Source organism: Bradyrhizobium sp. P2_E8 (assembly GCF_056403875.1).
On the sequence record NZ_JBFUES010000225.1, the window covers coordinates 1 to 8,765 of the forward strand.

The 8,765-nt window shown below is 60.4% G+C and carries 11 protein-coding genes; 6 read left to right on the plus strand and 5 right to left on the minus strand.

Annotated elements, in window-relative coordinates:
- From AC1D00_RS14920 to AC1D00_RS14935, 4 genes are all read left to right on the plus strand, one after another.
- Window positions 1-291, plus strand: a 291-nt coding sequence (locus AC1D00_RS14920; RefSeq protein ID WP_477011193.1) for a VOC family protein, incomplete at its 5' end; no start/stop codon positions are given.
- A gap of 53 nt (window positions 292-344) precedes the next feature.
- On the plus strand, window positions 345-740 hold the full coding sequence (locus AC1D00_RS14925; protein ID WP_477011194.1) for a hypothetical protein: 396 nt from the start codon (window positions 345-347) through the stop codon (window positions 738-740).
- A 243-nt stretch (window positions 741-983) separates the two neighbouring features.
- A complete protein-coding gene (locus AC1D00_RS14930) occupies window positions 984-1,832 on the plus strand; it encodes an SDR family oxidoreductase (RefSeq protein ID WP_477011195.1) in 849 nt (282 codons plus the stop codon).
- Window positions 1,833-1,966: 134 nt separating this feature from the next.
- Complete coding sequence (locus AC1D00_RS14935) at window positions 1,967-2,227, plus strand: helix-turn-helix domain-containing protein (protein ID WP_477011196.1); 261 nt, start codon at window positions 1,967-1,969, stop codon at window positions 2,225-2,227.
- A 9-nt stretch (window positions 2,228-2,236) separates the two neighbouring features.
- On the opposite strand, the gene istB is transcribed toward AC1D00_RS14935, so the two are convergent.
- The 5 genes from istB to AC1D00_RS14960 form a co-directional block, all read right to left on the minus strand.
- The gene (gene istB, locus AC1D00_RS14940; RefSeq protein ID WP_007592724.1) at window positions 2,237-2,998 is read right to left on the minus strand and encodes an IS21-like element helper ATPase IstB; all 762 of its coding nucleotides are present in this window, start codon (window positions 2,996-2,998) and stop codon (window positions 2,237-2,239) included.
- Window positions 2,999-3,017: 19 nt separating this feature from the next.
- Entirely contained in the window at window positions 3,018-4,559 is a 1,542-nt protein-coding gene (gene istA / locus AC1D00_RS14945; RefSeq protein ID WP_007599102.1) for an IS21 family transposase, read from the minus strand.
- Window positions 4,560-5,607: 1,048 nt separating this feature from the next.
- A complete protein-coding gene (locus AC1D00_RS14950; protein WP_477011197.1) occupies window positions 5,608-6,336 on the minus strand; it encodes a dienelactone hydrolase family protein in 729 nt (242 codons plus the stop codon).
- A gap of 381 nt (window positions 6,337-6,717) precedes the next feature.
- Window positions 6,718-7,095, minus strand: coding sequence for a hypothetical protein (locus AC1D00_RS14955; protein WP_477011198.1), 378 nt, complete (start codon window positions 7,093-7,095; stop codon window positions 6,718-6,720).
- 115 nt (window positions 7,096-7,210) lie between these two features.
- The gene (locus tag AC1D00_RS14960; protein ID WP_135179433.1) at window positions 7,211-7,420 is read right to left on the minus strand and encodes a hypothetical protein; all 210 of its coding nucleotides are present in this window, start codon (window positions 7,418-7,420) and stop codon (window positions 7,211-7,213) included.
- 183 nt (window positions 7,421-7,603) lie between these two features.
- Here AC1D00_RS14960 and AC1D00_RS14965 point away from each other — a divergent pair, with 183 nt between their 5' ends.
- Entirely contained in the window at window positions 7,604-8,026 is a 423-nt protein-coding gene (locus tag AC1D00_RS14965; RefSeq protein WP_135179434.1) for a hypothetical protein, read from the plus strand.
- Window positions 8,027-8,318: 292 nt separating this feature from the next.
- A partial coding sequence (locus AC1D00_RS14970; protein WP_477011199.1) for a sulfatase-like hydrolase/transferase occupies window positions 8,319-8,765 on the plus strand: 447 nt, incomplete at its 3' end.

Consider the following 8,765-nt stretch of genomic DNA (forward strand, 5'->3'; position numbering starts at 1 on the left):
GTCTTGACTGACGTCATCCACGTTATGCTGCTCACACACGCGAAATGGCAGACCTTTACCACCCGCCCGATTCCGCCTTCGAACTCGAGCGAGGTTATGCTCGCATTGTCGTGCGACAGGCGGGAGGACGTCGACGCGATGAACGAGGCCGCCGCCGCGAACGGCGGGACCGCGGACGTTAATGCGAAGCAAGATTACGGCTTCATGTATAATCGCAATCTGGCGGATCCCGACGGCCATGTCTGGGAAGCGATGTGGATGGACATGTCCGCCGCTCCAAGCCCTGTGTGAATTCGAAATAGTCCTAGTTCCTTCAACTGCGGCGTTTGCCAGTGCATCCGTGCGTGGTTGACCGTGCCGTAAATCCCGGCAACAAATATCCTGACTGGAAGCAAGCAATTGCCGCGAGCTCGGCGTTGCGCGTCTCGTTCTACCGGCCAGGTAAATATGCCAGCCAAACGCGCTGCCCGCTGCAGGTTCTCATATACGAAAACGACAACGCTTCGCCGCCGGGACCCGCAATCATTGCAGCGCAAGAAGCGCCCAAAGGCGAACTCGTTCGCTTGCAAGGAGGGCACTACCAGGCATTTCTTGGCAGGTTTGACGATGCATTCGACCATCAACGCGCGTTTCTGTTTCGGCATCTCGATCCAAGGACGCGCGATGACAATGCCGGGGCTGAATATGGTCGACCGTCCGTCGATGGCCGCGAGGCGGTCTCAGCGAGGCTGCGAACCTGACACGCGGGCGGCATGCTTGCGGAACGTCCTACCCGTCCCTCGCGAACGCACACGTGGAGATTAATCGAGGTAGCGTTGACCAAAGCAAACGGGTGCCGGCGGCATTTTGGGGCTGTCGAGCTCACAGGGACCGTCACTCCAGATGCGGCACACCGCTACCCTCGTTGATGACGGCCACTTTAGCGTCTTGCGCCGATCTTAGCGTCGGGACTTACGGGTGCTTACAAACCTGGAGAAGTAACTATGATTCTTGTAACTGGAGCGACTGGCAACGTCGGACGCGAACTCGTGAAGATGCTACTTGCGGAAGGCGTCGAAGTAGCGGCTGTGACGCGCAATGCCGGTCAAACGGTGCTGCCTGCCGCCGCCTCGCTCGTGATAGGCGATCCTTCTCAGCCGGAGACAATCGCCCCCGCGTTTCATGATGTCGACGCCATCTTTCTTGTCCCACGAGCGGTTGGACACGGAACCGCCGAGCTGTTGTCGCGTGCGGCAAATCAGGGCGTGAAACGTGTGGTGGGAGTTTCCGCCGTTACCGTGGAATACGGCGGTGGTTACGAGCGCTTCGCCGAAGAATTCAAGAGATTTGAGGAAACGGTGCGCGCCTCCGGTCTGCAATGGACCTTCCTCCGCTGTTCCCAATTTGCGTCGAACGCACTCATCTGGGCTCCTCAAATTCGCGCAGGCAACGTCGTGCGGGGCGCATATGGTGACGCCGCCGTTTCCCCAATCCATCCGCGCGACATTGCGTCTGTTGCGGTGCGAGCTTTGCGCAAGGCAGAATCCGCAGGACAAACTTACGCGCTCACCGGCCCTGAGTCGCTGTCGCAACGTGATCAGGTGCGCCTGATCGGCGACGCTATTGGAGCATCGTTGTCCTGGCAGGAGATTGCGCCTGAGCAGATCCGGGAGGCCATGATCCGCCAAGGCGCACCCGAGGAGATTCCAGACAGGATGCTTGGCTATCTTGCCGAGTGCATTCGTCAGCCGGGACCATCGACGGATATCGTGCAGCAATTGCTCGGGCACGGCGCTCGCACATTCAGCAAATGGGCGAGCGAGAACGCCGCGGCATTTGGCGCGCCCCTGTGAATAATCCACCTCCTGCACAGCCGTCGACTTGAATGGAGCCATTGCGTTCTGCGGCCAGGGGGAGCCTTGCTTATCAAACGCAAGTAATCATGTAGTTAGATATGAATTTACCTGTACGCTGGAGCGCGATCTCAATGGTCGAGATCCGTCAGGTCAAATATTTTCTCGCTGCAGCAGATCAGGGCAGCTTCGGTAAGGCTGCATTGGCATTGGGGATCCACGAATCAGCCGTGAGCCGTCGTGTCCGGGACTTGGAAGATCCTGGCATCCGGCTCGATTTCACTGCGGATTCCGGGGATTGCGGCCAGGGATTCCGATTGAACGCGACCATGCATTCCGATCGAAGGCGGCCACCTGTTCCGACGAAGGCGGCCGGAGTGTCGTTGCCGGCATGAGGAGTTGGGTCAGGTTTTCTTGGCTGCGTCAAGATTGGCGCGCTGCGCAGTGATCTTTCGCATGCTGTCTCCCTTGAGTGTGAGGCGGTGAGCATTGTGGACGAGCCGATCCAGGACGGCGTCGGCGATGGTCGGGTCGGCGATGACCTCATGCCAATTTTCGATCGGCACCTGGCTGGTGATGATGGTCGATCCGCGCTGGTGTCGATCGTCGACGACTTCGAGGAGATCGCGACGCTGCTCGCCGGTAAGCGGTGCGAGGCCCCAATCATCGAGGATGAGCAAATCGACCCTCGATAGTGTCTTGAGGAGCCGCGCATAGCGTCCGTCCCCGCGGGCGAGCGCAAGAGCTTCGAACAGCCTTGGCAGGCGATGATATAAGACGGATCGATTATCGCGGCATGCCTTGTGGCCGAGTGCGCAGGCGATCCAGCTCTTGCCGACGCCGGTCGGCCCGGTGATGAGCAAATTTTGCTTGCGGCTGATCCAATCGCCATCGACGAGCTTGGCAAAGAAGGCGCGGTCGATGCCGCGCGGAGCGCGCAGATCGACATCTTCGACGATTGCGGCCTGCCGTAGCGAGGCGAACTTCAGGCGCACGATGAGCCTTTTGTTCTCTCGCTCGGTTGCYTCGCGATCGATCATCAGGCCGAGGCGCTGCTCGAAGGTCAGCGCGGTAACGTCCGGTTGGCGTTGCTGATCGTCGAAGGCCTTGGCCATGCCGGCGAGCCCGAGAGCAGCGAGACGTTCGTGGGTGTGGTTGCTGAGCATAAGGTCTCCTTGTTGGTGGTCAGTGGTAGTAGCCGCGGCCACGGATGTTGCCGTGCTGGATGGGATCGGCCTCGGGGGCGGTGTCGGGAAGGAAGGCTTTGTCCAGGCCGGTCTTGAGGATCGAGGCGATCGACCGATAGCTCGCTGAGCCGATGCTGATCCCACGGCGGCACGCGGCTTCCAGACGTTGCGTCCCATAGGTCTTTTCCAACCGCAGGATGCCGAGACAGGATCGGAAGCCCTGCTCGGGATGGGGCTTTGTCCGCATGATCGCCTGGCACAGCGCGATCGTGGACGGACCGATCTTCTCGGCGGCGGCCAGCAGACGTGCCGGCGTCCAGAAGGCGTATCGGCGATGTGCGCTCGGCATGTGCTCGGGGATCGTGGTGTGGCGGCGCCTGACGCCTGAGCGTGCGTGGCTGGCGATCCGGGTGCCGCGATGGAACACCTCGATGGTTGCCTCGGTGGCCCGCACCTCGACGACCTGGCGGATCAGGCGAGATGGCACCGAGTAGAAGTGCCCCTGAACCTCGACATGGTAATCCGGCGCTACACGGGCACGACGCCATTCGGCGTACTGATAGGGTTCGGCCGGCAGCGGCATCAGGGCCGGACGATCGATGGTGTCGAAGAACTCGCGGCGGCTGGCACCGAGCTTGCGCATCAGGCGGGCGTTGAGTTCGTCGACCAGGATGCGGATCGCAACGTTCAACTCGGCGAGCGAGAAGAAGCGCCGGTTGCGCAGCCGCGCCAAAATCCATCGCTGGACGATAAGAACCGCCGCCTCCACCTTGGCTTTGTCGCGCGGCTTGCGGGGCCGCGCCGGCATAATGGTGGTGCCGTAATGGGTGGCAAGATCCTGGTAAGTCCGGTTGACGCCTGGCTCGTAGCGGCTCACCACCGTCACCCCGGCCTTCAGATTGTCGCAGACGAGCGCCTTCGGCACTCCGCCCAGGAAGGTGAGCGCATCCACATGGGCGCCGATCCAGTCGGGCAGCGCCTCGCTGAACCGGGCTTGGACGAATGTGTAGTTCGACGCTCCCATGACCGCGACGAAGATCTTGGCGGCGCGCACCTCCCCGGTAAGCCCGTCGAACACCGGCACGGTATCGCCGGCGAAGTCCACGAACAGCTTTTCGCCGGCCGCGTGGGTCTGCCGCATGGTCGCCGTGATGCCGTGGCGCCATTCGACGTAGAGGTCGCAGAACCGGCTGTAGCCGTAGCCGTCGGGATGATGGCCGCGGTATTCCTCCCACAGCAGCGCCAGCGTTACGCTGCGGCGGCGCAACTCGGCATGGACATGCCCCCAATCCGGAAGCGGCTTCGATCGCGGCGGGTTGTAGCCGGCTGGCGCAAACAGCTTGCGCTCCAGTGCTGTGTCGTCGAGCTCCTCCGGTATCGGCCAGGTGATGCCGATCACCGCGGCGCGGCGGACATACTCCGCGATCGCCGTGCGACCGATCCCGACCGATCGGGAGATCACCCGATCGCTCACCCCACAGGCATACTTCAGGCGTAGAACTTCTCGAATCTTCCGCATCGGCAATCTCTCGGCGGGCATCGGACCTCCCATTGCGTGAACCGCAAAAGGAGGGACCTTGCCCCGTTCAGATTGCCGACAACGCCCCCCGTCTCACCCTATCAACAGGGTGGCCGCCTTCGTTCGGATTGGGTGGCCGCTTTCGATCGGAATCGCTGGCCGCCTTCCGTCGGAATCGGTGGCCGCTTTGCCTCGGATTCCGCATTGGCATTCGAACATCCGAATGGTCTTACCCGTGCGGGGATCAAGTACCTCTCGAACGAGCCTTGGCATCACGTCGCAGCTCGGGCACGCGCCTCGTGTATCTGCGCTTTGGAATAGCTCGCGCCAGTGATCGGCCATTGTCATGCAGAATATTAGACAACCGCCGACGGCGTATGTCTGATCAATATTGATCACCTTCGAAAAGGCGGCCTTTCCAATGGCTTCAATTCGCCGGTGAGCAGCCTCGCCACCCCTCGGGACTTCAGCGGGTCTTCCTCGCCGCAATCGAGGCACTGAAACTTCCGGCCGCCGGTCTTATGGAGCACGAATCGCATCGGCTTGCGGCACTTCGGGCAGCGGGGAGGCGGGGGCTTTTTGGCATGATTCTCACGCTGGATCAGGCGTGAGCGCCACAGAACTCACAGTCACCGATGGAGGCCGAAGGCTGAACGGTGATGTTGGAACTGGACGCTTCCAATGTGCGCGAGTCTAATTAATTCGTATTCCGCCGAACCGTGGCTCAACTGTTGCCGCCGTTTGCTGGCTTGATCGATCCGCCATCGCCTCGGGACAATTTGGAGGAGTGGCAGCGCTATGCAGAGGACCTCGAAAAAATGCCGCCGTCGAGGCAGCTAAGGCTCCTCATGGAGGAGGCCGAGGAGACAATTGTAAGGAAGAGGCTGGGACTGCTCTGATCTATCTGACGCCGCGTCGCTCTTGCGCTCGCAAGTCCTTGCTGGACGGAAATGCTTGTCCGCATTCAGGGCAAGAGCGGACCCGTTTTGCTGAACGTGAGTTCTTCTCGGTTTGACCCAAAGCGGAAGCTGCTCCAAGCCGCGAATGGGGGCGTTCGCTTCGCTGTCACTCAACGGGAAAATTGAGCAGAGAGGAAACTCTGCATCTCCTCGACTGCCTTCCTGGCCGCTTCCGCATCGTACTTGAGCCAGTGCCCGTGCATTTCCCTGCCGTCGGCGAAAGCCGGGACGCTAAAGGCGTGATAGGCACCGGGATAGACGACCAGCTTGACGGGTGCACCCCTGTCGGCCCGTCTCTTCATCCAAAGTTCGCAGTCCCTCGCAGGCGTCCAGTCGTCGAGTTCGCCGATCAGGATTAATGTGGGAACGATGAGTTCCTCAGAAGCAACGCTGCACAGGGGATAATAGGCCACCGCGGCCTTGAACTTTAGATCCCGAGGAGCGTCGAATGTTTCCACGTTGTGGGTCGACGCTAATTGCAGCGCAACCATTGCACCCATCGATCCTCCAAGGACAGCGATACGTTGAGGATCGACAAAAGGAAGTTTGGAAAGATAGGATAGAGCGCCTAAGGCATCACCTTGGCGGGCAAGCATCAAGGCAGGCAGCGGTTTGGTGCAGGCGTCCTTGATGCCACGGGTCGCAAAGCTATCGACTGCAAGTGACACATACCCCAAACCGGTCACGAATTGAGCGATGGACTTTCGGTCATCTTTCGCATGTCCATCGCATCCATGGAGATACACAATGCCTGCGAATGGGCCGTTGCCCTCAGGTTTCGCGAGGTAGCCCTCGATCGTATCCGCCGCCTTCGGGGCTTCGCCACGCTCGCGCGCCAAGCGCAGCTGGAGCTGGCCAAGGCGGACTGGAGCACTGTCGAACCTGACCAACTCTTGTGCCATCGTGACGGCGTTCGTGCAAACGCACGTAACCAATACTGCTAAACGAAGACATGCTCCGGCTCGTGTGCCCATTTTACTTCGCCCCGTCTTCGTAACAGGGTCAACGTAGCAGAGTTATGTCAGTCCATCCAAAGCGTAAATTCAGGACTGGACATGCGTCGCTTGAGCCATTGTTAAGCTTGGTACCGCGAAGTCCGTTTTAGGCCCTTAGCCGAAGCTCGCTCGAGCCCGTCCCATGTCGGCTCTCAGGGACAAACCGGGCGTCGGTTCAGCTTAGGGCCTACCGCAGCTTTTGACCCATCTGCGACATGGGCAGGTTCAGCCGACCAGCTGGCAGTACCCGCTGACGAAAGTACCGTCGCGTTTATGCGCCTTAAACGTGCCGTCGACGCGGTTGATGAAACCTTGCCAGACAGCGGTCGGGTCGAACAGATGTTGCCAAATGTTGCCGAGTGTAAGCGCCGTCTCAAAGAACAAGTGCGTATCCGTGACGTGGACGGCCAAATTGCTTCCGAATGTCCGAGAGTGCATCGTCCCCTCGTCCAGATTAACGGTGACCTGTTCCCCGTTTATGTAGACCGAGTTGCGCTCGGTACCCGTAAGGCCCCGCGCCCAGCATTTCAGATCGATCGTCTCGGCATGTGCAGCCGTTGCAGCTAGCAGCGCTGCGACGATGATGGTTGTTTTCAGCTTCACAGTTATCTCGTCGCTTTGTGACGGCCCTGCCGGGGGTTCGGACARGGCAGGACATTCGATGATTTTGCCGAAATTTCGGTGTCGACTTCGAAGGATGTGCAGAGGACGCAGTCGTTCAGAGATGAGCACGCGGCAATAGCCATCCCATGATCTTCTGATACGGATCGCGACGACTGCGGACGAATGCGTCCTCGTTCTGCTGAGCGGCGGTCCTGGCGAATTCAGAAATCCCCTGCACAGACTGCCGTTTATCCTTCGGAAGCTTCGCCCATTGGCGAATGATCTTCCGGCGGGCTTCGCGTTGCTTTTCCCTTACATCAGGCATCGGGACGCTCCTTGAAGAGGATTATTCCGGTCGACCTAGTATTGTTTGGGCTCGCTAGAACTTCAACGTCCAATCAAGAACTCTTAGCCCCTCTGATCGTGCAGCGCTATACACGGGAGCTAGTCTCATATTGGCTTTGCAGGCCCGCCGCCCTAGAATTGCGGCGATCGCAGGACGGGCGAAATGCAGTATGTTTGCGACGCGCCGAAGGGCAAGACCTGGTTCCGTATCGAGACGGAAGGTGAAGCGATGCATGAGTCGCGCCTGATGGACCACACAGTTGAGAAATATTTCCGCCGCGAGCGGGAGAAGGCAGTCCAGTCCTGGCGTCCCGAGCGGCCCAACGCGATCGAGCGCGACATCGGCCTCGAGGCCCATGTACAGCGAGAGATGCCGCTTTTCCTCACGCTGCGCGACAGGGAGGGCAATGCACTAACTACAGCGATGCTGCCACCGGGTGGCAAGGATCGCGGCGGGTTCCGGATCATCATCGTTGCCGCATCCAATGCCGATCCTTATCCTCAGCAGGACGCGGCCATCGCTGCACTGGGAGCGCATTTCGGTCTCACACTCGATCGCAACCGCTGCTTCCCCTACGGCCGCTAAGGAGCCTGACAGGTATCGCCGCTTGATTGGAGCGATGTCGGCTCATGGCCCGTTGCCGACCTTCGCCCGCAGAGCCGCAATGTCTGCTGCCCGGAGATGAGCCGACCAAGGTGAAGCAGCCTGCCAAGGGCAGCTTGTGACCCGTAGCGGAAGTGCATTGATTTAGATCAACGCAGAGCTGTGCGTTCCTCCCATCTGTGCCTCAGCGTCATCGGTCGCGATAGCTGACGAGCGGCAGTTGAAGGACCAGATCATGAAGACCAAGCCAAGCTTTCAGATCGGTACGTTCGCGATGTTGGCGGCCGTGTTGTTGTGCTCGACGGCGGTGGGGGCCTTCGCCCAGCAGCAAACCACCGGGACGCCCGGCTCGCCTAGCGCCACGACCACGATCGATGGCCGCTATCTGCCGCCGCCGTCCGCGCCGTTCCAGGGCGAGATCAACCTGAACGCCCTGCAGTCGAAGCCGGCCTGGCCGGCGCGAGTGGTGCCGCCGAAGGACGCTCCGAACATCCTCTTGATCATGACCGACGACGTGGGTTTCAGCGCCCCTTCGACCTTCGGCGGGGTCATTCCGACACCGACCTTGGATCGGATCGCGGCAAACGGGCTGCGCTACCCGAATTTCCACACCACGGCGTTGTGCTCGCCGACGCGCGCCGCCCTCATCACCGGCCGCAACCATCACTCGGCGGGCTTTGGCGTGATTTCGGAGCAGGCCACCGGATTCCCCGGCTACAAC

Coding starts and splice junctions, on each gene's coding strand:
- AC1D00_RS14930 (WP_477011195.1), top strand. CDS start 984: ATGATTCTTGTAACTGGAGCGACTGGCAACGTCGGACGCGAACTCGTG.
- AC1D00_RS14935 (WP_477011196.1), top strand. CDS start 1,967: ATGGTCGAGATCCGTCAGGTCAAATATTTTCTCGCTGCAGCAGATCAG.
- istA (WP_007599102.1), bottom strand. CDS start 4,559: ATGCCCGCCGAGAGATTGCCGATGCGGAAGATTCGAGAAGTTCTACGC.
- AC1D00_RS14965 (WP_135179434.1), top strand. CDS start 7,604: ATGCAGTATGTTTGCGACGCGCCGAAGGGCAAGACCTGGTTCCGTATC.
- AC1D00_RS14960 (WP_135179433.1), bottom strand. CDS start 7,420: ATGCCTGATGTAAGGGAAAAGCAACGCGAAGCCCGCCGGAAGATCATT.